At 50.8% G+C, this 26,791-nt stretch carries 19 protein-coding genes; 3 read left to right on the top strand and 16 right to left on the bottom strand.

Annotation, left to right across the window (positions count from 1 at the left end; all coding sequences use genetic code 11):
* Nucleotides 1-33 precede the first annotated feature (33 nt).
* Nucleotides 34-1,731: a glycoside hydrolase family 13 protein gene (locus tag DFR60_RS26485; RefSeq protein WP_110325902.1), complete on the bottom strand. Its 1,698-nt coding sequence runs from the start codon at nucleotides 1,729-1,731 to the stop codon at nucleotides 34-36.
* 269 nt (nucleotides 1,732-2,000) lie between these two features.
* On the opposite strand from DFR60_RS26485, the gene DFR60_RS26480 reads away from it, so the two are divergent.
* Nucleotides 2,001-3,200 carry a coenzyme F420-0:L-glutamate ligase gene (locus DFR60_RS26480; RefSeq protein WP_110325900.1) on the top strand — a complete coding sequence of 400 codons (1,200 nt, stop codon included), beginning with the start codon at nucleotides 2,001-2,003 and terminating at the stop codon, nucleotides 3,198-3,200.
* Nucleotides 3,201-3,343: 143 nt separating this feature from the next.
* Here the strand turns inward: DFR60_RS26480 and DFR60_RS26475 are convergent, their stop codons facing one another.
* From DFR60_RS26475 to DFR60_RS26410, 14 genes are all read right to left on the bottom strand, one after another.
* Nucleotides 3,344-4,477 (bottom strand): histidine phosphatase family protein, encoded by a 1,134-nt coding sequence (locus tag DFR60_RS26475; protein ID WP_110325898.1) that lies wholly within the window; start codon nucleotides 4,475-4,477, stop codon nucleotides 3,344-3,346.
* 74 nt (nucleotides 4,478-4,551) lie between these two features.
* Entirely contained in the window at nucleotides 4,552-5,382 is an 831-nt protein-coding gene (locus DFR60_RS26470) for a MerR family transcriptional regulator (protein ID WP_110325896.1), read from the bottom strand.
* Nucleotides 5,383-5,849: 467 nt separating this feature from the next.
* Nucleotides 5,850-6,599, bottom strand: coding sequence for an ABC transporter ATP-binding protein (locus DFR60_RS26465; protein WP_110325894.1), 750 nt, complete (start codon nucleotides 6,597-6,599; stop codon nucleotides 5,850-5,852).
* A gap of 11 nt (nucleotides 6,600-6,610) precedes the next feature.
* Nucleotides 6,611-7,390, bottom strand: coding sequence for an ABC transporter ATP-binding protein (locus DFR60_RS26460; RefSeq protein ID WP_110325892.1), 780 nt, complete (start codon nucleotides 7,388-7,390; stop codon nucleotides 6,611-6,613).
* On the bottom strand, nucleotides 7,366-8,163 hold the full coding sequence (locus tag DFR60_RS26455; protein ID WP_110325890.1) for an ABC transporter permease: 798 nt from the start codon (nucleotides 8,161-8,163) through the stop codon (nucleotides 7,366-7,368). Before DFR60_RS26455 ends, DFR60_RS26460 begins: the two co-directional genes overlap by 25 nt.
* A gap of 1 nt (nucleotide 8,164) precedes the next feature.
* Nucleotides 8,165-8,950 (bottom strand): ABC transporter permease, encoded by a 786-nt coding sequence (locus tag DFR60_RS26450; RefSeq protein ID WP_110325889.1) that lies wholly within the window; start codon nucleotides 8,948-8,950, stop codon nucleotides 8,165-8,167.
* A 19-nt stretch (nucleotides 8,951-8,969) separates the two neighbouring features.
* Nucleotides 8,970-10,046 carry an ABC transporter substrate-binding protein gene (locus tag DFR60_RS26445; RefSeq protein ID WP_110325887.1) on the bottom strand — a complete coding sequence of 359 codons (1,077 nt, stop codon included), beginning with the start codon at nucleotides 10,044-10,046 and terminating at the stop codon, nucleotides 8,970-8,972.
* A 344-nt stretch (nucleotides 10,047-10,390) separates the two neighbouring features.
* Entirely contained in the window at nucleotides 10,391-12,793 is a 2,403-nt protein-coding gene (leuS, locus tag DFR60_RS26440; RefSeq protein WP_110325885.1) for a leucine--tRNA ligase, read from the bottom strand.
* Nucleotides 12,794-12,857: 64 nt separating this feature from the next.
* Entirely contained in the window at nucleotides 12,858-14,360 is a 1,503-nt protein-coding gene (locus DFR60_RS26435) for a sulfatase (protein WP_110325883.1), read from the bottom strand.
* On the bottom strand, nucleotides 14,335-15,879 hold the full coding sequence (locus DFR60_RS26430) for a response regulator transcription factor (RefSeq protein ID WP_110325881.1): 1,545 nt from the start codon (nucleotides 15,877-15,879) through the stop codon (nucleotides 14,335-14,337). Before DFR60_RS26430 ends, DFR60_RS26435 begins: the two co-directional genes overlap by 26 nt.
* Nucleotides 15,857-17,692 carry a sensor histidine kinase gene (locus DFR60_RS26425; protein WP_110325879.1) on the bottom strand — a complete coding sequence of 612 codons (1,836 nt, stop codon included), beginning with the start codon at nucleotides 17,690-17,692 and terminating at the stop codon, nucleotides 15,857-15,859. The genes DFR60_RS26430 and DFR60_RS26425 overlap by 23 nt, the downstream gene beginning before the upstream one ends.
* Nucleotides 17,693-17,696: 4 nt before the next feature.
* Nucleotides 17,697-19,124: a sulfatase family protein gene (locus DFR60_RS26420; RefSeq protein WP_110325877.1), complete on the bottom strand. Its 1,428-nt coding sequence runs from the start codon at nucleotides 19,122-19,124 to the stop codon at nucleotides 17,697-17,699.
* A gap of 149 nt (nucleotides 19,125-19,273) precedes the next feature.
* Nucleotides 19,274-23,059, bottom strand: a complete 3,786-nt coding sequence (locus tag DFR60_RS26415) for a phosphoribosylformylglycinamidine synthase (RefSeq protein WP_110325875.1) — start codon at nucleotides 23,057-23,059, stop codon at nucleotides 19,274-19,276.
* Between the two features lie 169 nt (nucleotides 23,060-23,228).
* Entirely contained in the window at nucleotides 23,229-23,789 is a 561-nt protein-coding gene (locus tag DFR60_RS26410; protein WP_243005190.1) for a DUF2628 domain-containing protein, read from the bottom strand.
* Between the two features lie 210 nt (nucleotides 23,790-23,999).
* Here DFR60_RS26410 and DFR60_RS26405 point away from each other — a divergent pair, with 210 nt between their 5' ends.
* Both DFR60_RS26405 and DFR60_RS26400 read left to right on the top strand, forming a co-directional pair.
* Nucleotides 24,000-24,677, top strand: a complete 678-nt coding sequence (locus DFR60_RS26405) for a FadR/GntR family transcriptional regulator (RefSeq protein ID WP_110325870.1) — start codon at nucleotides 24,000-24,002, stop codon at nucleotides 24,675-24,677.
* A gap of 195 nt (nucleotides 24,678-24,872) precedes the next feature.
* Entirely contained in the window at nucleotides 24,873-25,505 is a 633-nt protein-coding gene (locus tag DFR60_RS26400) for a CatA-like O-acetyltransferase (protein ID WP_110325957.1), read from the top strand.
* On the opposite strand, the gene DFR60_RS26395 is transcribed toward DFR60_RS26400, so the two are convergent.
* The gene (locus tag DFR60_RS26395) at nucleotides 25,472-26,728 is read right to left on the bottom strand and encodes a 6-phosphofructokinase (RefSeq protein WP_110325868.1); all 1,257 of its coding nucleotides are present in this window, start codon (nucleotides 26,726-26,728) and stop codon (nucleotides 25,472-25,474) included. The two genes, DFR60_RS26400 and DFR60_RS26395, sit on opposite strands and share 34 nt — an antisense overlap.
* Nucleotides 26,729-26,791 lie beyond the last annotated feature (63 nt).

Below are 26,791 nucleotides of genomic sequence, written 5' to 3'. Positions count from 1 at the left end.
TTATTAACTGTTTCTTATTTCTATTTTTCTAAACTATGCTTCTTCCCGCAAAACGACTGCTCCGCAGCTCCTCAGACAAAGTGTGCCGTCATTCTCCAGGGTACTGAGCGTCCCCTCCGGAGCACTGTCATCATTCGTCAGGAGAACCGTGTAATTCTTCTCCGGAAGCTTAAGCCTCTTCTCTTCTTTTCCGAAATTGGCGGCGATAAATATCCGCTCTCCGCTCTCGCTTTCCCGATAGAAAGCAAAGACATCCTCGTCCGCCTCAAATGCCGGAACGAACCTGCCAAAGATCAGCGTCTCCCGGTACGCTTCCAATTTTCTAAGAGCAATCAGCTTCTTATAGAAATGAAGGACTGAATCCTCGTCTTTTAACTGGTCCTCCACGTTGATCCCCGTATAATTGGGATTCACCTTCAGCCAGGGCTTTCCCGTCGTAAATCCGGCTTCCTTCTCATGGCTCCACTGCATCGGTGTTCTCGCGTTATCGCGGCTGTAACGGATACAGGCGTCAAGTGCCTCTTCCTCTGTGCAGCCAGCCTCCAGAGCCGTCCGGTACTGGTCCTTCGTATTGATATCGTCGTAATCTTCTATGGAATCCATAGGGCAGTTTCTCATTCCGATCTCCTGTCCCTGATAGAGAAACGGAAGGCCGCGAAGAAGGATATTAACAGCCGCCAGCATCTTGATTCCTCTGGGATTCACCGCATACTCCGGCAGATACGTGGATGCGCCGCGGGGCTCATCGTGATTTTCGATGATATTGGCCAGAAAACCCACGTTCTGAACCTCCAGCTGGGATTCGATTACGGTCTTCTTCCATTCGGAAAATTTGACCGGCTTTGCGTCGTACCAGCCGTGTTCCCCTCCCGTCAGCAGATGAGCGGAGAAATCGAACATCGTCGAAAAGTGACCATTTTCTCCCACAAATTCCTTCAGTTCCTCTTCCTTCATATTAAATACTTCCGCAACCGTAAATGCCTGATACGGATCGAAGGCCTTCTGCCGCAGCTCCTCCAGCAGCTCGCCGACCCCCTCGACCTCTTCCACCATTTTGGTGCAGGAAGCCAGCCCGTCGGGACCGTCTGCGGGGAAATCCGGGAAATTCGGATCCTTTTTAATGTTGATGATGGCGTCAATCCGGAATCCGGCCACCCCTTTTTCCAGCCACCAGCGGATCATGGCAAACAGTTCTTCCTTCATCTTCGGATTATTCCAGTTTAAATCCGGCTGTTCCTTTGCAAACAGGTGCAGATAGTAGAGGTCGGTGCCCGGAACCGGCTCCCAGACGCTTCCTCCAAAATAAGACCGGTAATTGCTGGGAGCGCCGCCGTTCCTGCCCTTTTCAAAGTAGAAATAGTCCGCGTACTCGCCGTATGGATCGGCAAGCGCCTTCTGAAACCATTCATGCTGGTCGGAGCAGTGGTTGATCACCAGGTCCATAACGATCTCGATGTCCCTCTTCTTCGCCTCGGCCAGAAGCTCATCGAACTCCTCCATGGTGCCGAACTCCGGGGCAATCTTATAGTAATCGGAAATATCATACCCCTGGTCCACAAAGGGAGACTGGTAGATCGGCGATATCCATACAATATCAATACCCAGTTCCTTCAAATAATCGAGTTTCTCTATAATTCCTCTCAAATCGCCGATTCCATCCCCGTTGCTGTCGTTAAAGCTCTTGGGATAAATCTGATAGGCTATTTTCTCGTGCCACCATTTTCTTTCCATGGTCTTCCTCCTGTTGTCTCAAATGTATTGTCATTATAATACGGAGTCCCTGACATTTCTTGCAGTATACTTCCCAATTCTAACACAATTCTGCTGTCTTCTCTGCCGCCTCCCTGCAAAATCGTGCTCCGGGCCGGAGAAAGTACAAAAAATACCGTATTTTGCTAAAAAACGTTTGTATATTTATGATTTTTCTTTTATAATAGATAGGCAGTCTTTTTCTAAACAGGGGAAAATGCGAAAGATAATGATAAGGAGAAATGATGACTATGGAAGAACGTTTGATAGGGACAATTTCAAGAGGCGTACGTGCACCGATTATTCGTGAAGGAGATGACCTTGCAAAAATCGTTGTAGATTCCGTTATAGATGCTGCCGCCAGCAGCCGCTACGGCTTTGAGATTCAGGATAAAGATATCGTTGCCGTTACGGAGGCCGTCGTTGCAAGAGCACAGGGCAATTACGCCAGCATCGACAACATCGCAGCGGATGTAAAGGAGAAATTCGGTGATGAGGCAGTCGGAGTTATTTTCCCGATTTTAAGCCGTAACCGTTTCGCCATCTGCTTAAAGGGAATTGCCCGCGGCGTGAAAAAGGTCGTGCTTATGCTCTCCTATCCTTCCGATGAAGTCGGCAACCACTTAATCGACGAGGATGAGCTGGATGCAAAGGGCGTGAATCCATGGGCTGATGTGCTGAGCGAAGAGAAATACAGAGAGCTGTTCGGCTATAAAAAGCACACCTTCACCGGTGTTGACTATATCGAGTACTACAAGGACGTGATCAAAGAGCAGGGCGCAGAGGTCGAGGTCGTTCTGGCCAATGACTGCCGCACCATCTTAAAGTATACGGACAATGTGATCTGCTGTGACATCCACACCAGAGCGAGAAGCAAACGCCGCCTTCTGGCTGCAGGAGCTAAAAAGGTCTGCTGTCTCGATGACATCATGACCGCGTCCATCGACGGAAGCGGATACAATGAGAACTACGGACTCCTCGGTTCCAACAAGGCAACGGAAGAGACTGTCAAGCTGTTCCCGCGCGACTGCCAGCCATTCGTTGACAGAGTTCATCAGATGATGATGGAGCGCACCGGCAAGCACGTGGAAGTGATGATCTACGGCGACGGCGCATTCAAGGATCCGGTCGGAAAGATCTGGGAGCTTGCTGATCCGGTCGTTTCACCGGCTTACACGGAAGGTCTGGAAGGACAGCCTAACGAGCTGAAGTTAAAATACCTGGCGGATAACGATTTCGCCGATTTAAGCGGTGAAGAGTTAAAGAAGGCCATCTCTGAGAGAATCCGTACAAAGGATGACAATCTGGTGGGCGACATGGCTTCCCAGGGTACCACCCCAAGACGTTTAACGGATTTAATCGGTTCCTTATGTGACTTAACCTCCGGTTCCGGAGATAAGGGAACACCGATCATCTTCATTCAGGGATATTTTGATAATTACACAAAGTAAGGAAATGTCTTAGCGCCTACATGTGTTGTGCATGTGTTTTTGACTTCCGCAGCAGTTGCCGGAGGGACATACCAGCTTGTCCTTCCGGTTCCTTTTTTCTTCCGTCTCATCTGTTATTTACGATCCTTCCGTTCTGCTTCCTCTCATTCTTCTGGTTTCTCCCGTTTTTCTGTTTTCTCCGTATCTTCCTTCTGACGAGCTCCAAACCGATAAGGTTTATCCACAACCAGCAGTTCCTCTCCGCCTATGCAGTCAGTTCCCAGGAAATCCAGCCTCACAATATAAGGCATATAATCGATCATCCGAAAAAAGCTGTCTCCATTATAATCAGGAGCGTAATGGTTTAACATGACGCTGAGCGCCGTCCCGTGGGTCCCCAGAAGCACGTTCCGCCCGGCCGACGACGAGAGAATCTCATTCAGCGCCTCCATGTTTCTCCGCTGGACCATCTCCAGGGATTCGCCGCCCTCCTCGTGCCAGTAAAATTCAGACCATCGCTTTGCAATCAGCTCCCATGTATTGCATCCACTTCCACTCATACGTTCCCGCAGACGCTCGTCCGTCACGATCTCAAGCCCATGACGCGCCGCACATTCCCGAATCGTATCCACACTCCGCCTGTAAGGGCTGCAAAATGCCCGGCTTAACGGAATATTCTTTAACGTCTCCGTCACCTTCCGGCTGTCCAGGATCCCTTCCTCGGTCAGAGGCCTGGTCCGCTCCTCGTCCCAGTCATGGCGCGGCTGTGCATGGCGCACAAAATAGACACGAGTCGTTTTTTCTGCAAGTTCCCCCAACACTTGAGTTTCCCGCCTTACCCAAGGATTGACAGGCGCCCCGCTCTTTAAAAGCACCCGGTTCCTTTCCAACGCCTCGCGGACCGGAATCCATTCTGGTGTAAACTCCTGATCCTGCTCGTAGCGGTCGAGATTCTGAGTACCCGGCAAGGCCGCTGAAAGGCTGCACAGATAATACGCAGAGGTCATTTGGAAAAATGCCTCCTGATCGAAGGTATCTCTGTTCTGTTCACAGACCTCTCCCAGCAACCGTTTTACAACACACCCGCGATACCCGGTCTCCTCATCGATTTCTCTGGACAGGACCTCCTCATCGGTCTCTCCCTCTTCTCTTTTGCCCCCCGGAAACTTATAATCTCCCCGGTTTGTCTTCACCATCAGAAGCCTTTCCTCCCGAAAAATAACCGCCCTGACGGCATATCTCGTATGAACCCTGGCACTCTCCGGTATTTCCGTTCCCAGTGTCATCTGAAACACCATAGCTCGTTCCCTCTCTCCCTTGCTTATTTACTGCAATTATACACGAAACAGTAAATTCCGGGAAGTCTGAACGCTCATATATTTTTTACCACCACTACCGCTATGGCCGATCCAAAGACAAGCACGAACCAGATCGCCGTCAGCCACAATGGCCATTGGATTTCCAGCATTCGGTTGAATGGGATTACGAAGAGGCTGGCAAGACAGATCTGATTCAATCCCACAATCTGTTTTTCATACCGCAGGCGTCTGTTTTCGGCGCGCTTCACCAGCCTCTCTCCCCGCTTTCTCTTCTCCGTCTCCTCCTCCACATGTCCGGCTGCGGCGGCCTGCAATACAGAGGCCGCCAGAGCCAGCACAGTAACGGCCAATGTCCAGACGGTCATGACTGTCTCGGAAACCGGTATTCTTAAGACCGAGTTCACCGGGAAAAATATCAGCGACGCGATTCCGCACATGGCAAAGAACCAGACAATCCGTCTCAGCTTTATCACAGGTTCTGTTCTGTCTTTCTTCATCCGTTCCGCCCCTTTCCTCTCTATAAATTTCATCTGCAGATCAAATAGTCCCGTATCAAGCGTCTGAAAATCCCAGTCCCTCTTCTTTAATTCCAGGCAGACCAGTTTCATCCGGTTCAATGCGGCCTCCTCCTCTTTCAGCTGATACTCCCGCTCCTTAAGGATCTGTGAAAGAGACCGTTTCCCCTGCTGAAACTGCCGGATATCGGAAACCGTGACTCCCAGCATCCGGAGATATTTGATTTTCTCCAGCACCTCCCTGTCTTCCTCTGTATATTCCCGGTAATTGTTCTCACCGCGTGCCGGTGACAAAAGCCCTTCTTTTTCGTAAAAGCGGATGTTCGCCTTCGTAACTCCCACCTGCCGCTCCATATCCTTAATTGTCATTGTCTTTCGCCTCCTTTTCTCTTACATTATAAGGGTTCAACAAGGTTTAATGTCAATAGAAAGTTTGCAGGTCATGATCCAACCAAATAGATGAAACAACTTGGCAGATTCGGCATTAGGATTTAGAGTATAAAAAACAAGAATATTCGCATTAGTGCAAAAAGGCACACTAAAATAATGCTTTAAAAAACAAATCTGTAGAAGGAGGAAACACTTATGAGCAATTTAATGCAGCAGCTCGAGAGTCCTGAATTCTATAAAAAAGTATTTCCGGGTATCAGAAACCGAAAGAGATGAATTAGACTGCCCTTATGCTGCCTACACATTTAACCCGGATGGAAGCCTGTGGTTTTGGTGTGTTGCCCGCAAATATCTTTGAGAGCAGCAGGAGGCCCGGTGAGGGGCAGTTGCCATTGTGCCCCCTCCGGGCATCCTATTTCTCTCAGCTTTTCTTTAAGCAGAAGCATTTACCACCACTTAATCAGGTCCGTCACTTCATTTCTCAAATCCACAAAATCCTTCGCCGCAATATCCCGCGGCCTTGGGAGATCATTTCGAATCTCTTTCTTAATACTGGTAGGCTTATTGGTAAGCACCAGAATCCGCTCCCCTAAATAAACCGCCTCTTCAATATTATGGGTAATAAAGATAACCGTAGTTCCGTTCCTCTTCCAGAGATTTAAGAGCTCGTCCTCCAGCTTGAATCTCAGTTCGATATCCAGCTGCCCGTACGGCTCATCCATCAGCAGCAGCTCCGGCTCCGTGGCAAACGCCCTGGCGATTACCACCCTCTGCAGCATACTGGCAGAGAGCTGATCCGGATAGTACTTCCGGTATTTTGTAAGGCCTACCACCTCTAAATATTCATTTACCTTTCGGTCCGTGGTTTCCTGATCTGTGTGCTTAATCTCCAGGCCAAACCGCACATTCTCCTCCACCGTCAGCCATGGCATGGTGGAATACTCCTGAAAAATGTATGCGACGCTGTGTTTATTCAAATCCACAGGCTCATTGTTAATCAGGATCTCTCCGCTTGTAGGCTGGTAAAGCTTCGTCAGGCTGTTTAAAAAGGTCGTCTTGCCGCAGCCGGTAGGACCGACAATACACAGGAACTCCCCTTTCTTCACATCAAAAGAGATATGATCCAGCACGAGGAGGTCATCGAACTTCTTCGTCAAATTCATTACCTTTACTTTTGTTTCCCTTTTTTCTTCCATGAGCGCCTCCTTTACAGCGATTTATCCATATTTTCCGTAATCTCCTGGCGGAGGCGGAGAAATTCAGGGTCCACGTAGCTTCTCGGATGCGGCATATCGATGATGTATTCCTTCTTAATGGTGGATGGACAGTTTGTCATCAGAATAATCCGGTCTGCCAGAAATAAGGCCTCTTCGATGTTATTTGTGACAAAGATAACCGTGCGTTTTTCCTTCTGCCAGATCCTCTGCAGCTCTTCTTCCATCATATAACGGGTCTGAGCGTCGAGATGGCCGAAGGGCTCATCCATGAGCATCAGGTCGGGATTGTTGCTGTAGGCCCTGGCGATTCCGACACGCTGACGCATGCCACCGGACAGCTGGGAGGGATAGCTCTTTTCAAATCCCTTTAATCCAACCAGGTCGATATAATGATCTGCCGTCTTCTTCCGCTCATCCTTGCTTAAGCCACGCACCCTGGGTCCAAACTCTACATTTCCCATGACGGTAAGCCACGGAAAGAGCGCCGTCTTCTGGTACACAACGCCGCGTTCCGGCGCCGGTTTTCCCACTTTTTTGCCGTGATCGATGACCTCACCGGAGGTAGGGGTGTCGAGGCCTGCCAGGATATTGAGCAGCGTAGTCTTCCCGCACTGTCCCGGTCCGAAAAGCACCAGGAATTCATTTTCACGGACAGAAAAGTCAACATCCTTCAGCACGTGGTTCTTTCCGGAGCCATCGTAGCTGTCAAACTCCCTGGAAACGTGGCCGCACCGAAGCACCTCATTTACAGTCCCTGCTGCTGATTCCATATGCACAACCTCCCTTCCAGTTTTGCCATGGCTGTTGCCAGAACGTATCCAACAAGGCCGATGGCCAGCATTCCTACCATGATCTGAACGGTGTTTCCGTTTGTCATTCCCATGACGATAAGCCAGCCAACGCCCTCATCCGAACGCACCATTTCCGCACCGACGACGGCCGACCAGCCTGCCGTGATAGCGATCTGAAGCCCTGCGAAAATGTAAGGTATAGACGAGGGAAGAACCACCCGGAAGAACACCTGGCGTTCCGAGGCTCCCAGCATTCTGGCAGCTCCTAAAAGGACAGAGTCCACATTTTTCGTTCCGTCATACGTATTGACCGTAATGAAGCAGAAGCAGCCCAGGAAAATGATGAAAAACTTACTCTGATCGCCCAGTCCGAACCACAGGATGGACATGGGAATCCATGCCAGAGGCGGAATGGGGCGGATAAACTCAAAGATTGGTTTAATGATGGCTTCCACAGTTTTCGAATAACCCATGGACACGCCTAACGCAATGCCGGCAATTGTCGCAAAGAAGAATGCAACACCCACGCGGTAGAGACTTACGCCGATATGCACCAGCATGGTATGCTTTCCGATCGGTACCGTAAAGCTCTCGAAAAATTTCCATAGAATTTCCGACGCAGGAGGGAGAAACATCTTCGCATTGGTAAACCGGGCCACGGCTTCCCATACGATAAGCAGGGAGGCAAATGCCACGACCGTCATGACGGCGGCCATATTTTTCTTTAAAAAACGGCTGGATGCGCTTTCCATTCTATTTTCCTCCCTTGACGAATTTATTCTGCAGCTTTTCCAGGATAAAGGAAAGCAGATAACCGATCACACCGATGGTGATCATTCCCACGATGATGACATCGGGGCGTCCCAGCATCCTGGCCACCTGAATCATGTAGCCTAACCCTCTCGTCGCTGCTAAGAGCTCAGCTGCCACCAGAGCTACCCAGGAAGAACCGAGTGCCAGCCTTAAGCCCGTAAAAATCATGGGAAGAGCCGTCGGTATTGCAACCTTAAACAGCATCTGCCGGTTGGATGCACCAAACGTCCTGGCTACCCATAAATGAACCTGGCTCGTTCTCTTGATTCCGGCGTAGGAGTTAATGGTTGCACTGATAAACGCCGCAAAAAAGATAATTCCTACCTTTGACCAGTAACCGATTCCCAGCCAGAGAATCATCAGCGGAATCCACGCAAGCGCCGGAATCGGCCGGATTACATCGAACAGCGGTTTGGCAAACATCTCGAATTTACGGCTCCAGGCCATGGCAATTCCCAGCGGCACTCCGATCACCACTCCCACCACGTATCCTCCAAGAGCAATCTTCATACTGGCCGCGATATGCTGGAGAAGGGTCGCTCCATCCGGATTGACCCCTCCTGTCAGCTTGTAGATAAACGTGTCCAGTACCTTTGCCGGGCTTGGAAGCATCATGGGAGAAATCAGATGCAGAATATCGGTTGCCATTTCCCAGATAAACAGGACGGTGATAACCGAGCACACCGACAGAATCCGGTACTTATACTTTGCAGCAATTTCTTTCATCTGCGTTCCCTCACTTTCTCTAATTTACCCCTTTGACAAACTCCGGATCGATGTTGCTGTCAAACTTGTCCATCAGCTCCGGTTCCAGCTGTCCTAAGCCTATGTAGAATTCTCCCAGTTCCCTTGCGAAATTGCCTAAAGTACGGTCTTTCCAGTCAGCCGCGGTGATAAACTGCACACGTCCCAAGTCGCTGACACAGCTCTCCCTGCTGGCCTCTGCTCCCGCATCCTTTAAGAAATCCACCATCAAATCAGCCGCCATGTCGGGATCTTCATTTAACGCCTTGCAGGCTTCCACAACACAGTCCATATATTTCTGAACCAGCTCCGTTTTTCCTTCCACTGCTTTTCGATTGGCTACAACCATGTCCACGTAGCGGGTTCCTAAATCGGCGAGATTTCCTACCTGTACCATGCCGTCATCCACAGCTTCAAAGAACGTCGGTACGTTTAAGGCTACCGCGTCACACTGGTTTGCTAAAAGTGCCTGGTAGGCCTGTGCCGTATCCATATTTACAATATTCACATCGGTGATACCCAGTCCCAGTTTTTCCAGCCATTTTAATGTGGTAAAATGCTGAGCCGTGCCGATCGGAAGAAGAATCGTCATTCCCTTCACCGTCTCCGGGCTTCCGAGGACATTGGGATACGATGGATTGTAGCCTTTTTCCTGCGCTGCCGGTGAATCCGGTTTTACGAAGACTCCCAGGCCGTCTGTCGACTCTAAGACTTCCCCGATAATCATCATGTCATAGTTTGCCACACCAGTGACGGCCGCGGCGCCCATGGAGCCCACATCCCACAAGTCGGCGGCCAGCGCCTCATTCATGGGAGCACCTGTTGCAAACATGATGGTATCCATTTTAAATCCGGCCTTCTCGTCCAGCTTATTCTTCCTGATGTACTCTGTCGGAAGGCTTGTGATAAACGGCATCATCGCCACACGAAGCACCGGCAGATCCCCTGACGCCTCCGCCTTTGCATCCTTTCCTCCAGCAGTGCTGCTCTGGCTGCTGCCCGCGCTTCCACAGGCTGTCAGTGCAAGTGCAAGGCTGAGGGCCATAGTTGAACGTAATACTTTTTTCCATTGTCTCATATCGATTCCTCCTGGTATTTCACGAGCTTCTTACTTTGGCTCGTTATAATAGGTCCTTACTGTCAATTGGAAAACACATGAACACTCGACTTGCCGCAACCAACTCATAAGTTATCCGTGTTTTCCTCTTATGAGCCCATTATATCCCGGCTGCCGGGGGCTGATTTTTCTATTATTTTACTTTTCTTTTGCATTTCAGGTCAAACGAGCATACGGACTGAAAATCACTTTTTAAATTCTTACTTTTGTTTCTATATTTTGACTTTTATACGCGAGGCACAGAAAAACGGGTAAAGAGAGTGACATTCTTTACCCGTTTTCCGTGAATGGATATTACTTTTTATTTATTTTATAACCAGATTCACGATCTTATTAGGAACGTAAATCTCTTTTACTATCGTCTTTCCTTCCAACAGCGGCACGATCTTTTCATCCTTCACCGCAATGGCAAATGCCTCTTCCTTATCACAGTTTGCAGGCAGAGCCACCACGCTTCTGAGCTTTCCGTTAACCTGCACGCCAACTTCCACGGTTGAATCCATGGTCTTTGCCTCGTCGTATACCGGCCATTTCGCCATGGAGAGGAATCCCGTTCCGCCCAGACTTTCCCAGATCTCCTCGCACACATGCGGAGCGATCGGGCATAACAGCTTGATATAGATGATAAGCTCGTCCTTCGTGATCTGCCCCTTCGCATAAATGTCGTTCAGCAGGCCCATGAGTGCAGCTATCGCTGTGTTGAACTTCATTTCCTCCAGGTCGTTTGACACCTTCTTGATCGTCTTATGGAACGCGGTCTCCAGTTCCGGTGTCGCGCCCTCTCCGCTGGCAATCTCACACAGTCCGGCAACACGCTCCAGGAAACGCTTACAGCCCTTTACGGAGCTGTCGCTCCACGGTGTGGCCGCGCCGTAATCGCCCATGAACAGGACATACGTACGCAGAACATCCGCACCGAACTCTTCCACAACGTCCAGCGGATCCACGACGTTCCCCTTGGATTTGCTCATCTTGTCCCCGTCCGGTCCGAGTATCAGACCCTGAGCGGTACGCTTCGCATAGGGCTCTTCCGTGTTCACCATTCCCATATCGTACAGGAAATGGTGCCAGAAACGGGAATAGATCATATGGCGTGTTACGTGCTCCATGCCTCCGTTATACCAGTCAACAGGCATCCAGTATTTTAACTTCTCTGGATCGGCCAGGGCCTCCTGATTATGAGGGTCGATATATCTTAAGAAGTACCAGGAAGATCCGGCCCACTGAGGCATGGTATCCGTCTCGCGCTTCGCGGCTCCCTTACACTTCGGGCAGGTGCAGTTTACGAAGGATTCGATTCCGGCAAGCGGCGACTCTCCCTCCTGGCCCGGCTCGAAATTATCCACCTTCGGAAGGCGGAGCGGCAGCTCCTCATAAGGAACCGGAACGACGCCGCAGTCAGGGCAGTGAACGATCGGAATCGGCTCTCCCCAGTATCTCTGACGGTTAAACGCCCAGTCCTTCATCTTATACTGAACACCAGCTTCACCGACACCCAGCTTCTCCAGCTCCTTCACCATACGGGCGATGGAGTCTTTTTTATTCGTCAGCCCGTTTAAGAAATCGGAATTGATCATCTTGCCGTCGCCGGCGTACGCGGCCTCGGTAATATCGCCGCCCTCGATTACCGGCACGATGTCGATGCCGAACTTCCTGGCAAATTCATAGTCACGGTCGTCATGGGCCGGTACAGCCATAATCGCGCCGGTGCCGTATCCCATCATAACATAGTCCGCAATATAGATCGGAATCTTCTTGCCGGTCAGCGGATGAACCGCGTTTAGTCCGTCGATACAGACTCCCGTCTTCTCTTTTACCAGCTGGGTACGCTCGAACTCCGTCTTCTTCGCACACTCTTCTCTGTATGCCTTAATCGCATCCATATTGGCGATCTCATCCGCGTACTTGTCGATCATCGGATGCTCCGGCGCAATGACCATGAAGGTGACGCCAAACAGCGTGTCCGGACGTGTCGTATAGATGCGGAAGGACTCGTCCTTGTCTGCAAGGCTGAAATCCACGAATGCGCCTTCCGACTTGCCGATCCAATTCACCTGCTGCTGCTTGATATTCGGCAGGTAATCCACGGTATCCAGGCCATTTAAGAGCTTGTCCGCGTATTCCGTGATTCTTAAGAACCACACCGATTTGGACTTCTGAACGATGTCGCTGTGGCAGATATCGCACTTTCCGCCCTGGCTGTCCTCGTTGGATAAAACGACCTTACAGGAAGGACAGTAGTTGACAAGAGCCGTGTCGCGGAACACGAGGCCCTTTTCAAACATCTTTAAGAAAATCCACTGGGTCCATTTATAATAATCTTCATCCGTCGTGTCGACAACTCTCGACCAGTCGAAGGAGAATCCCACTTTTTTCAGCTGATTGGAAAATCTGGCAATGTTGTCATCTGTAATCTTTCTCGGGTGCACGCCTGTCTTGATCGCGTAGTTCTCTGTCGGGAGTCCAAAGGCGTCAAATCCAATTGGGAATAAGACGTTATATCCCTCCATCCGGCGCTTTCTCGAAATGACTTCCAGGCTTGAATACGCCTTGATGTGGCCGACGTGCATACCGGCTCCGCTCGGGTACGGGAATTCGACCAGACCGTAAAATTTCGGTCTCTCGTCGTTGTCCACAGCCTGAAAGATACCGGCCTCGTCCCATTTTTTCTGCCATTTGGGTTCTATCTTTTTAAAATCGTGCTTCATAATCTGCCTCCATTTTTTTGCTGATACGACCATTATATAGATTCCTTCCATAAAATGCAAGGTTTTACTTTTTTAAGCCGTATCTCATAAAAATTTCCTCCGGGCAGCCGTTTTCCTTCATCCGTTCCGCCATGAGCGCCGCCATATACCGCTCTGCCTCTTCATCGTGTATCGGATGCTCCTGGCCTGGATCATTCTCCAGATCAAACAGCATGGTATCGTACTTCGCCTGGCCTGTTTCCTTCTCGTATGGAATTTTTAAGACCGGAAGCCCCTTGGTAAAGGACAGGCCTTCTGACAGAGTCATCTTCTCCAGTTCCTCATTTTCAATAAACGCTCTGCGGCCGCCGTGGCGGGTCGGCATCAGCGTATACTGATAAATCCCGATATCAGTATCCACAGGACTCCTCATATAGACATACCTCCCGTCGGTACAGTTAATCTGCCCTCCGAAAATGCCGTACAGCGCCGCTTTTCTCACCGCTTTCCCACCGTCTGCAAGCACCGGCTGGAGCGGAACTCCCTCCATGTCCTCCGGCAGCCGGAGCCCAAACTGAGCGAGAATCGTCGCCGGCAGATCGATGGTCTGAACCAGGCTGTCCGCGTGAATTCCCCTGGACCCCGTCACCGGATCCCAGATAAACAGCGGGATTCTGGCCACTTCATTGTAGAAGGGGCAGTGGCATTTGGCCCACTGACCGTGCTCAGCCAGCAGAAAACCGTGATCCGTGTTTACAATGACCATGGTGTCCTTCCACATGCCATACTCGTCCAGCAGGTCCAGCACCTCTCCCAGCTTCTCGTCACACATGGTCAGCAGCGCAGCGTACTCCGCCCTCAGGTGAAGAATCTCTTCCGGCGTGTCCCGCTCATCCACCTTCCGGTAATCCGGCCAGTCATAGACGCCGCCGTTATAGGAATCCGGAAACAGCTTCTTAAACTTTTCCTGGGAGAAAAACGGCTCATGAGGGTCGAAGGTCTCAATCTGTAAATACCACTGATCTGCCCCGTGATTTGTCCGGATAAAACTGCATCCGGCTTCAAACGTCAGGCTCTGCGGCTGTTTTTCCTCGGTCTCCATATAAGAACGGTTGACAAAATCCTGCGGAACCCAATTGTGTTCCCAGTTATCTGCCACCCCGTCACAGCGGTTTCTGTATCCTTCCGGAATCTGATCTGGGGAAACAACGCCCTTCCAGGCATCCCCCTCCTGCCCCCGAAAGCCTTCCCACGTTCGGTATCTGGTATGGTAGGTGGCGCCCCCATCCTCAAAATAGTGGTAATGGTCCGTCACCATATGGGAATGAATTCCGCTGTGATTTAAAAGCTCCGGCATGGAATCATCGAATGGTTCCAGCGGCCCCCAGCTCCTGTGCAGAAAATTATACCGCCCCGTGTGAAGCTCCCGCCTGGCCGGCATACAGGGAAGACTCCCCGCGTAGCAGTTGTCAAATGTGACGGAATGCTCCGCCAGCCTGTTGAAGTTGGGCGTGGCCGCCAGGTTCCCTCCATAAGGATTCAGCATATTCCGGTTCAATGAATCAAACATTACCATGATTACCCGCATCTTTTTCTTCTCCTCTCCTGTATTCATAGGGATTGACCCCGTAGCGCTTCTTAAAAGTCGTTGAGAAATAACTGACATTCGGATATCCCACCGATTCCGCGATCTTCTGGACGCGCTCCGGCGTATGGGACAGCAGATAAGCCGCCTTCTGAAGCCTTGTCTCAGAGAGAAATGTGCTGTAGGTACAGCCTGTCTCCTCCTTAAAAATTCTCGACAAATACTCCGTATTTAAATGAACCTCCCTGGACACGCTCTCCAGGCTGATCGGTTCGCTGTAATGGTGTCTCACGTAGTCCACGGCTGCAGCCACCCCCTTTGACAGATTTCTCTCGTCCATTTCCTGATAGGCCAGCGCGTTCCGGATAAATTCCGTCACCTTTTTGCAGCTTTCCGCATAGCTGACAGACTCGCTTACCGCCCGCTTCTCCTCCAGAAGCATGTGGTGCATCAGCTTTGCATCCTCGCCGGCAAAGCGCATATAGGCCATCTCCATGGCGTCGCAGCAGAAAGCGGCAAACATACAGACCGGAAATACACCCTCCTGCTTCGCATGATCCAGCACCGCCTCCATGGTCTGGTAGAATTCCTGACCGGACACCTCGTAGAGCTCGCGCCGCGTCTTCCGGTATCCGCTCTCCCATCGCTTCACGAGGCTGCGAATCTCGCTTCCCGCCATCTCCGCCGGCCAGACCTTCTCTTTTTCCATATAATAACCGCGGCTTAAGCTGCAGGCTGCCTCGATAATCGCGTCCGCCACATGGGCCAGACTGCCCGTCACCGTGCTGATTCCCGCCATACAACGGTTTTTCTGTACGATAGCTGTCCCATACTCATGCAGCAGCTGGATTTTCTGCAGTTCCGTCCGGTCACGCTCCAGATTCCCCACAATCACGTACGTAAGCCTGTCGTATTCGAATCCCACCACATGGTGAACCTCCGGATTCTCCGGAAGGATGAATTCCTCCAGCACCTCTTTTTTCCACACGGCCACGGCAAACAGCCCCTCATCACGCCACCGGATATTGCATGCCTTAAGTTTCTTTACATCCTCTTCCCCCAGAGTCCTTCCCTCCCGCAGAATATCGCCGATAATGGAATGCTGGCGGCCGGTACTCTCCGTCTCTGCCCCGCCTCTGGATACCTCCTGCTTAGTCACCCGTTTTTTTAACCGTTCCAGAACCTCCTTAAACGACTGATTGTTCATCTCCGTCTTAAGCAGGTAGTCGTCTCCGCCCTGCCGTATAGCCTCCCTGGCCAGATCGAATTCGGCAAAGGCGGTCAAAAGGACCACAACCGTCTCCGGCGAGATCTCCTTAATCCGCTTTAAAAGCTCAAGACCTCCCATAACCGGCATCTTGATATCCGTAAAAACCACGTCCGGTTCATTTTCCTGAAACAGAGCGAGTGCCTGCTCTCCGTTATGGGCGCAGCCGGTCAGCTGGCACTCCGGGTTCTGCCCGATACAGAACTGAAGCCACTCGCATATCATTCTCTCGTCATCTACTATCAGTATTTTCATATTTTACCCCTTGCATCTCCTTAAGCACCACGGGAAACTTCATGGTAACCGAGGTGCCGATTCCCGGCTCGCTTTCCACCGTAAGCCCGTACTCTTCTCCAAAATTAATCTTGATCCGGTTTAATACATTGAGAATGCCGATGGATCTTCCGGACTGGTATTCCCGTTCTCCAAACTGCGCCGTCATCCGGGCAAGCTCCTTCTCGTCAAGCCCCACGCCGTCGTCGGAGACGGTGATCAGCAGGGCTCCCTCCGACACAACGGATTCCACGATAATAAGCCCCGCCTCCTCCTTTGCCTCGATTCCATGGAAGATGGCATTCTCTACAATCGGCTGTATAATCAGCGCAGGAACGAGGCACTGCTCCGTCTCCGCCCCCATCTCGCACTCATAATGGACCTTGTCCCCATACCGGATCTGCTGCAGCGTCAGGTATTTTTCCGTGCTCTCAAACTCCTCCTTCAGGGTGATGAAATCCGTGTCCACAGACAGCGTCTTCTTCAGAAGATCGGTAAAGGCCGCCATCATCAGAACTGCCTGGTCATTCTTTTTCAATTCGATCATGCACTGAATCGAAAACAGCGTATTATAGAGGAAATGCGGATTGATCTGCGCTCTTAAGAAATCCATCTCCGACTTGCGCTTCTGCATCTCATTGTCCCGAATGTCCTCCAAAAGCTTCTTAATCTCAGCTGCCATCTCGTTAAAGCTGTCCTTCAGCTGATTAACCTCCTCGTATCCCCGGATGTCGCTGATCACGTCAAAATCTCCCTGCTTCACCCGGTCCATCAGGCGGCAGAGCTTCAGAATCGGCTTCGATATCCGTTCCGACATATAACAGGCCGCTCCCGTTCCGGCCAGGAGACAGCCGCTTACAATCACCAGGAGAAGCACCAGCGCCTGGTTTAAAGGCTGCAGTATAACGGCGCACGGCATCTCTTCCACAATCGTCCAGCCGGTCTGGGGATCATAGTAGTTGGACAGCAGATAGTCCTGTCCCAGCTTTTTGATAATGTGGTACTCATTCTCCCCGTAAAGCCGTCTGAAATTATCAACTCCGATAAAGTTCTTTCCAAGCAGGGATTTCTCCCGGCTGGAGACAATGTTGCCCTTCTTATCGAAAATATAGAGGTTGCTCCGGTCTTCGGCCGTTCCGTATAAGTCTTCCAGATATTTTTCATCCACATTGACGAGAATCGTTCCCGTTTCCCCGCCGTCCGTTCCGGCCACCCGGCGAAAGGCTGCGAATACGTACCGCTCTTCCCTGCTCGATAAATCAAACTTCTCCCGGAAGCTGCTGATAAACACGATATCATTTTCCGCGTCGTAGCTACGCTTATACCAGAGCTGGCTCTCCAGCCCGTCAAAATCGTAGTTGTCCCGCCCCCTGGAGGCGTAACGGAATCCATTATCTCCCAGGATCACCACGTCGTAGGCCACCCCCACATCGTGAAATACCCTGTCGTAATTCTCCTTCACCCCGTCTAAGTAGCGTCCGGCCTGCTCCATCTCTTCCTCTGAGAGGCCGTTCTCATTTAAGCATCTCTGCACCTCTTCATCATACCGGTATAGATTGGATATGGTAATGGTACTGTTTTTTATGGTGTTGGAACGCTCTGAAATCTGTTTTAATACATCCAGACGGCTCTGGCCGATCTGATCCATCATCAGCCGTTTTACTCCCAGAAACAGAAAGCTGATAATCAGGATGGACAGGACGGCAAAAGTAACGCCGTATCCTAAATACAACTGAGTCTTCAGTTTCCCGGACGCCTGTTTGAATTTCTCCCAATACTTTTTTATCTCGCTCACCCGCTCATTCTTTTAACTTTTCTTTGATGTAATCGTCGCAGCTGTGGGATACCTCCCCCTTGCTCCAGAGTCCGGCAAGGCCGATCTGGCCGGAGCCGAACACGGGCTCCTTAGCCCCGTCGATTTCCGGATTGACGTAATTGATAAACCACTGTTCCAGCTCGTAATTCATCGTTCTTCCGATCTCCTCATCCTTCTCGTTCCCCGCCAGAAGCAGGTTTCTCCGCTCTCCCGGATCTTCCTGCAGATCGTACAGCTCATTGGGGCCGTAAGGATACCGTTTTATAAACTTATATCTGGTCCCGCGGATCATACGGTTGGGACCGTACTCATCCATCACCACAATGGATTCTCCCTGATGAAATTCCTGCCCCAGCAGCGCCGGAAGGAAGCTTTTTCCCGGAAGCTTCTCCCCACGATCCGTTCCCTCGATACCAACATAGTCGAGCAGTGTCGGCATAAAGTCATATGCGGACAAGAGCGAGGAATTCACCATCCCCGGCTCGATCACCCCTGGCTGGCTCATAATCATCGGAACCTTAACGGAAGATTCGTACATATTGATTGGGAAGGTACCGTTTCCCTTTCCCCAGAAGCCGTGATGGCCGCAGCTGAACCCATTATCGCTGCCAAAGATCACCAGGGTCTCTTCCCGGATCCCCAGTTTGTCAAGCTGCTCCAGGATTCGTCCAATATTATAGTCCATGGCGGTAGCAGCGGCATAATATCCGATCTGATTCGCCCTCAAGTCCTGTAAGACTTCCTTCGTCAGATAAATACTGTCGGGATGCTCTTTCTCCATGGGACAGGACAAAAAACGGCAATTCTCATATAAATCGGTGTATTCTTTCGGATGGTTGTTAAGCCAGGGCGCGTGAGGCGCCGTATAGCCCACGTGAAGATAGAAAGGCTGCTTTCCCGCATGCTCTTTCAGAAAAGAAATGGCGTCATCCGTGATGACATCCGTGACATAACCAGGTTCATAGACCAGACGGCCCTCTCTGTAAAAAGGAGCACCATAATAAGGGCCTCCGCCAGATTTGTGCGCAAACCAGTGTGTAAAACTCTTTTGAGGTACAGAACTCTTCCCCAGATGCCATTTGCCGGACAGGCCGCACACGTATCCTTCCTGTGCCAGGATATCGGTATAGGCAGTCTGACCTGCAAGATATTCTATATCCTCCTGCTTTTTATTATCGTCGCGAATCCAGTCGTGAACGCCGTGCTGAGACGGAATTCTCCCCGTCAGAAGTGACGCCCGCGCCGGAGAGCATACCGGCGATGCGCAGAAGAAGTTCTCGAAACGCATGCCTTCCGCTGCCAGCTTATCCAGGTTCGGTGTGATAATCTCCTCATTGCCGGAGCAGCCCATGGCCCATGCTCCCTGATCGTCAGATAATAAAAAAACAATATTTGGTTTTTTTGTACTCATTTTTGTTCTCCTTACTATTACTTGTGGTAATAGCTGCGGCAAGTCGAACATTTATCTTTAGTATAGCGAATTGTTTTTTAAATGTAAAGCAAAACAGGAGCAGAAAAATCGCTGTCAGCCATTTTTCTGCTCCCATCCCTGTTATTCTCTTATTTAAAATACTTCACACCGGATTCGAATATCTTCAAATCCTGCTCCCCATAAATATTCATGGCAACTGCCTCGCCCCGTCTCTCGGAGTGAGCCATCTTGCCCAAAATTCTGCCATCCGGGCTTGTGATGCCCTCGATCGCCATATAGGAACCGTTCGGGTTCCAGAACTCGTCCATCGTCGGATTCCCGTTCTCGTCCACGTACTGCGTCGCTACCTGGCCGTTCTCGAACAGCTTTTTAATCCAATCATCATTGGCCACAAAACGGCCCTCGCCGTGAGATGCCGGATTGCAGTATACGCCGCCAAGCTCGGCTCCCTGTAACCACGGAGACTTGTTCGTCACTACTTTCGTATAAACCATCTTGGAAATGTGGCGTCCGATAGTGTTCATAGCCAGAGTCGGAGAATCATTTCTCTGCGCCGTGATGGTTCCTTCCGGCACGAGACCCAGCTTGATCAGCGCCTGGAAGCCGTTGCAGATGCCCAGCATCAGGCCGTCGCGCTCATTTAACAGCTTTTCGATCTCTTCCCTGATCACCGCGTTGCGGAATACGGTTGCGAAGAATTTCGCGGACCCCTCCGGCTCGTCGCCAGCGGAGAAGCCGCCCGGGAACATGACGATCTGGGCTTTTGCGATCTCTTCTCTGTACGCTTCCACGGACTCTCTGATGTCATCGGCACTCATATTCTTAAATACCTTTGTCACCACATTTGCACCGGCCCGCTCAAATGCCTTCCGGCTGTCGTACTCGCAGTTGGTACCCGGGAATACCGGAATAAATACGTTCGGTTTTGCAACCTTATTCCTGCAGACATAGATGTCCTTTGTATCGTAGAGCGCTTCCGTCACAGGCGTATCTGCAACACCCGATCTGGTCGGGAACACATTTTCCAGAGTCTCTGTCCATGCGTTCAGCGCCTCGTCCATGGTGATGGCCGTGCTGCCGTATTCCAGGACTCCGCGGTCCGTCACTTCGCCGATGACTGTGTAGGAGATAGACAGCTCACTTACCTTTCCGTCCGGAACCTCGCAGACGATGGAGCCCCAGTCCGGAGCGAAGAAATCTCTTGGGTCCACATTGTGCTCGATCTTAACGCCCAGCTTATTGCCGAACGCCATCTTTGCCACGGATTCAGCCAAACCATGGCCTTCCACCGCATACGCGGAAATGACTCTGCCCGCAGTAATCTCATGATAAAGCTTCTCATACCCATCCATGAGCTGCTCATAAACAGGTAAATCATACTGGTCTTTCTCTATATGGAACACAACAATCTTACTGCCTGCCTTCTTAAACTCCGGAGTGATGATGTGCTTCTGATCGGCAATATCCACAGCAAAGGATACCAGTGTCGGCGGAACGTCAATCTCATTGAAGGTTCCGGACATGCTGTCCTTTCCGCCGATGGATGGAAGTCCGAAGCCCAGCTGAGCCTCGTATGCTCCAAGCAGAGCGGAGAACGGCTGGCTCCAGCGGGAGGCCTCCTCCGTCATCCGGCGGAAGTACTCCTGGAAGGTAAAACGGATCTTCTTATAGTCACCGCCTGCGGCCACGATCTTGGCTACAGAGGAAACAACTGCATAAACAGCGCCGTGATACGGGCTCCAGCTGGATAAATACGGATCAAAGCCGTAGCTCATCATCGTCACCGTATCTGTCTTTCCGGAAAGTACCGGAAGCTTCGCCACCATTACTTGCGTCTCTGTCAGCTGGTATTTACCGCCGTAAGGCATGAACACGCTGCCCGCACCGATGGAACCGTCGAACATCTCTACCAGCCCCTTCTGAGAGCAGACATTTAAATCGGAAAGCACATTCATCCACTCACCCCGGACGTCAGAAATCTCCTTCCTGTCAAACGCTCTGCCTTCCTTTCCTTCCGCCAAACCGGAGTGGGAAGCGCTTACCCTGTTCGGGACTTTCACAACGACGGAAGCCTCCTGATGAGCTCCGTTCGTATCCAGGAATGCGCGGCTGATATCCACGATATTTCTGCCTCTCCAGTTCATCACCAGACGCGGCTCCCCGGTCACCACGGCAACCTCGATGGCCTCTAAGTTCTCCTCCGCAGCGTAGGCTAAAAACTGTTTTACGTCCTTCGGATCGATGACGACAGCCATACGCTCCTGGCTCTCGGAGATGGCGATCTCTGTTCCATCCAGACCGGCATACTTCTTCGGAACCTTGTCTAAATCAATCTGTAAGCCGTCAGCCAGCTCGCCGATGGCAACGGATACTCCGCCTGCGCCGAAATCGTTGCATTTCTTAATAATGCTGCTGACTTCCGCACGGCGGAACAGTCTCTGAATCTTTCGCTCTGTAGGCGCATTTCCCTTCTGAACCTCAGCGCCGCAGGTCTCGATGGACGCCTCCGTATGTACCTTGGAGGAACCGGTAGCGCCGCCGCAGCCGTCACGTCCGGTACGTCCGCCCAGTAAAATGATGATATCGCCCGGATCAGATGTCTCGCGGATAACATTTTTACGTGGAGCTGCGCCCATGACGGCGCCAATCTCCATGCGCTTTGCCACGTAGTTGGGATGGTAAATTTCTTTTACATATCCGGTGGCAAGACCGATCTGGTTGCCGTAGGAGCTGTATCCGCTGGCCGCCCCGGTCACGATCTTCCTCTGAGGAAGCTTGCCCTTTAACGTCTCATTTAACGGTTTTGTCGGATCGGCGGCCCCCGTCACACGCATAGCCTGGTATACATACGTACGCCCGGACAGCGGATCACGGATAGCTCCGCCAAGACAGGTGGCAGCGCCGCCGAACGGCTCGATCTCCGTCGGATGGTTGTGTGTCTCATTCTTGAAATTGACGAGCCACTCCTCCTCTTTTCCATCGATTTCCACAGGCACCACGATGCTGCAGGCGTTGATCTCGTCGGATACTTCCAGATCATCCAGTTTGCCCTCCATGCGCAGCTTCTTCATGGCCATCAGCGCCAGGTCCATCAGACAGACGAACTTGCCGCTCTTTCCCTTTAACACCACCTCACGGTCGGCTAAGTACTTCTGGTACGTCGTTTCGATCGGAACCCGGTAATCGCCCTCTGTAAATGTCACATCCTTCAGTTCCGTCTGGAATGTGGTATGGCGGCAGTGATCGGACCAGTACGTATCCAGGACGCGGATCTCCGTCATGGACGGGTCTCTCTTCTCCTCGTCCCTGAAATAGTTCTGAATATGCTTAAAATCCTTAAATGTCATGGCAAGGTTCAGGGAATCGTACAACTCCTTTAACACGCCCTCTTCAAAGTTCTGGAACCCGTCGAATATGATAACGTCGGCCGGAGTCTCAAACACGGTTAAAAGCGTCTCCGGCTTTGTCTCATCCGTTTCTCTGGAATCCACCGGATTGATGCAGAAGGACTTGATATCCGCGGCTTCCGCCTCTGTCACGGTTCCGGAAATCACATAGGTGGTAGCCGATTTGATCACCGGCTCCTCGTCTTCCTTCAAAAGCTTCACACACTGCTCCGCAGAATCGGCCCTCTGATCGAACTGGCCCGGCAGGTACTCCACTGCAAACACCACGTCATTGTCATTTCTCGGAAATGTCTCCTCGTAGACCTCGTCCACCGGCGGCTCGGAAAAAATTGTCTCAAGCGCTGTCGTATAAGTCTCATCGGATAAATTCTCGATGTCATAGCGAATCAGAACACGTACATCCGTCACGGTTTCTATCCCAAGATAGCTGGCAATCTCCTCCTTAAGCTCATGGGCCTTTACGGCATAGGCCGGTTTCTTCTCTACATACACTCTTCTTACGCTCATAATTTCCTCCTTGGAAAATATCATTAAGTTCCAATCTTTATGTTTCATCGGGACACACTGCACCCTTTACTTCTCGTTGATATAATAATACCACAAAATATATCAATTAGAAAAATTAATATATCTTATGGTATTAATTATCATATCTTATATTTATTTATACAACATTTTATACAGCCTGCAGAAGAAAAGAAATCAGCCAGGTGATCGCCCACTGCAGCACCAGGCTCGCTGCCCACAGAATGACCATCCCTTTTATACTGGTTCCTCCGGCTTTCTGAAGAGAATCCATGAGTGCATCCTTCTGGATGGCACGCCTTCCGCGGCATCCCTGTTCATCGAGAATGGCGTTTATGTGGCGGCTGTAGAGCCAGTCCCCCAGCAGCCCGAACACGATCATGGATAAGACAAACAGACCGGCCGCCGCACTCATGAACACCAGCGCGTTGTCCGCCGTCAGCATCGTGTTCTCCAGGACGGACAACACCATCGTATAAATCACATTAAAGCCCATAATAGCCGCCGCTGCCTTCCACATTTTGCGGTAGGCAAACCATAACGCGGTAAACAGCGCCGCACACCAGTTAAAGCTCCAGCCTTTCTCATGAACCCGCTCGAACTTTCTCAGATAAACGGCGCTCTTTTTTCCGACACACGTCATGATATCTGAGACGAGATACTCACCGATCCTTACGTCGGTCATGCGTTCCCCATTCACTTCTGTCTTCACCTCTCCTTACGTCCGCCGCATCACTCAAACGGCATTTTCCATAATCTGTTTTATTATAGCATGCTTTAGTGGAAATGGTTTACTTTTTTTACATTTGAAGTTGCCCGACAATCATAGTATAATATAGAAACAGGAAAGGCTGAAAATCTGCAACCAGAATTTAGAAAACAGAAAACAAAATCGCTTAACCACAGAAAGGCATAACCGCTCATGACTGCTCAGAATAAAATGCTCTCTCAGAACACCGCAGAAAACATCCGCTCAATGATCACAATCGAAAAACGTTTCGCCCCGGGGGACCGGCTCCCCAACGAACAGGATCTGGCGGACGAGCTTCATGTCAGCAGGACCACCCTGCGTGAAGCCGTAAAGATTCTGGCCGCGTACCGCGTTCTGGAGATCCGCCGGGGGATCGGCACCTTTGTCACGGAGGAAGCATTAAATGAAACACAGGATTTTGAACAGCTGGCCGATGTGAAAGCCAATGCAAAGGACTTGTATGAGATGCGGCTCATCTTCGAACCGGAAGCCGCCGCCCTTGCCGCCCTGCGCGGAACAGAAGGCGAGATCAGACGGATCCTGGAGATCGGGGAACATATCGAACAGGAGATTCTCTCAAACCGGGACCGGACTGACGATGAACACGCATTTCACCGCGCAATCGCCCAGGCCACACATAATGAATTTATGAATAAGCTGATGCCTGTCCTCTATCAGGCCATCTCAAAGGGCGTCGTCCTGTCCGAAAAAAATGAGCAGGTAAAAAATCACACCATGGAGGACCACCGCATGATCATGGAATTTCTGGAACAGAGAAATCCGGAAGGCGCCAGAAGTGCAATGAAAATCCACATACTTCACGCAATAAAAGAATTGAATATAGAGTAAAAAGAAAAATCAGATATCTGCGCATCTATCCGCCGGACATCTGATTTTTTAAATTGATAGTAGCATTCAGTCATACTATGTCTTATTGACATCATATATCTTTCGATCTATAATCACATTAACCCCTGCATTTATGCAGGAGACCCGCAGCTATATCTCATATCAATCACTCAAGACAAAAGGAGGAAAACCATGATGGAACTCATCGACTTAACCACCTGGGACCGTGCTCTTCACTACCAGATTTTCCGAAACAGCGCCCAGCCGCAATACTGTGTCAGTTTTGAACTGGATATCACCAATTTTCTCACCGCAATCCGGGAAAAGGGGTATTCCTTTACCTTTTCCTTCGTCTACGCCGTTGCGGACTGTGCCAACCGAATCAAAGAATTCCGCTGCCGCTTTATGGACGGCCAGCCAGTTATATTTGACCGGATCCACACGTCCTTCACGTATCTGAATCCGGATACGGAGCTTTTTAAGGTTGTAAATGTCGGGATGAAAGATACCCTGGAGGAATACGTCGCCCTGGCGAAGCGCACGGAGCAGAATCAGAAGGAATATTTCACCGGCCCCATGGGGAATGATATCTTCCAGTTCTCCGCATTTCCATGGGTATCCTTTACCCACATTTCCCACACCGATTCCGGCAGCAGGGACAATGCCACACCGCTGTTCGACTGGGGAAGGTATTTCGAACGGGACGGAAGGACACTGCTTCCTTTCTCGGTACAGGTGCACCACTCCTTTGTGGATGGCGTTCACATCGGTAAGCTGGCAAAGCTTCTGCAGAACTACCTGGACTGTTTTTGTTCCACGTCTGTGTAATACAGATGCCTTGGCAGCCCATCTACCATGATCGGCGTCAGCTCCGCCTGAATGAGCGGCTTGATATAGCTTACGAACTCCTCGGTCACGTAGTCGCCTGCCTCATTAATCCACTCCCTCGGCACCTTTTTCTCCACATTTGCCACCTTATGGACGTCGTAGATATCGGTCACACAGATATACGGGTCGTCTGAGACGCGCTTTAAGATAATCATCTTGCCTGTCTCCCCTTCGAACGCCGCTTTGACGGCTGCGCCGCCCACCTGGAACGCCTCGGTAATATCAACCCGTGACACGATATGGGAGGCGCAGCGCTGGAGGGAGTTAAACTCGATGGCCCTCGTCTTGCATCCGACTTCCCGTGAAATCTTCTCGGCAAGATAACGTGCGGTCCCGGTCAGCTGCCTGTGGCCAAAGGCATCCACGTAATCGATGGTGTCGGTCAGCTCACAGACGTAGCGTCCATCCGCCATCTTCACACCCTCTGAAATCGCAACTACCACGGATTTTTTCCGCTTGTGCAGCTCTTCCACCTTTTTCATGAAGTTCTCCACATCAAAGGGAATCTCAGGTAGAAAGATCATATCCGGCCCCTCGCAGTCCTCACACTTGGCAAGGGCGGCCGCGCCCGTGAGCCAGCCGGCGTTGCGGCCCATGATTTCCAAAAGCGTCACGTTCTGCTGGTCATATACCAGGCCGTCACGGATTACCTCCTTCGTGATAGAGCCTATGTATTTTGCGGCGCTGCCATATCCCGGCGTATGGTCCGTCGCGGCTAAATCATTGTCAATGGTCTTCGGCACGCCCATAAACCGGATCCTGCTGCCGTTTAAGATGGAGTAATCAGAGAGTTTTTTTATCGTATCCATGGAGTCATTGCCGCCGATATAGAAGAAGTATTCCACCTCCAGTTTATCCAGAATGGAAAAGATCTTTTTATAGATCTCCTGGTCTTCACAGATCTCCGGCAGTTTGTAACGGCAGGAGCCTAAATAGGCGGAGGGAGTTCTCTTTAACAGTTCAATATCCAGATCATTTTTGATGTGTTGCGACAGATCCACGTACCGTTCTTCCAGCAGTCCCTGAATGCCGTGCAGCATCCCGAACACCTTTTTCGCTCCCCTGTCCTTTGCTGTCTTATAGACGCCTGCAAGACTGGAATTAATGACCGCTGTGGGTCCGCCTGACTGGCCGACAATTACATTTCCTCTTACTTCTTTCATCTCCGCAATCCTCCATGACCATGATTATTTTTTGTTTTTGTAAGTACTTACAATTCCTACGCT

It is taken from the genome of Hungatella effluvii (genome assembly GCF_003201875.1).
Lineage (GTDB): Bacteria > Bacillota > Clostridia > Lachnospirales > Lachnospiraceae > Hungatella > Hungatella effluvii.
This window is presented reverse-complemented; position numbering and strand designations above follow the sequence as displayed.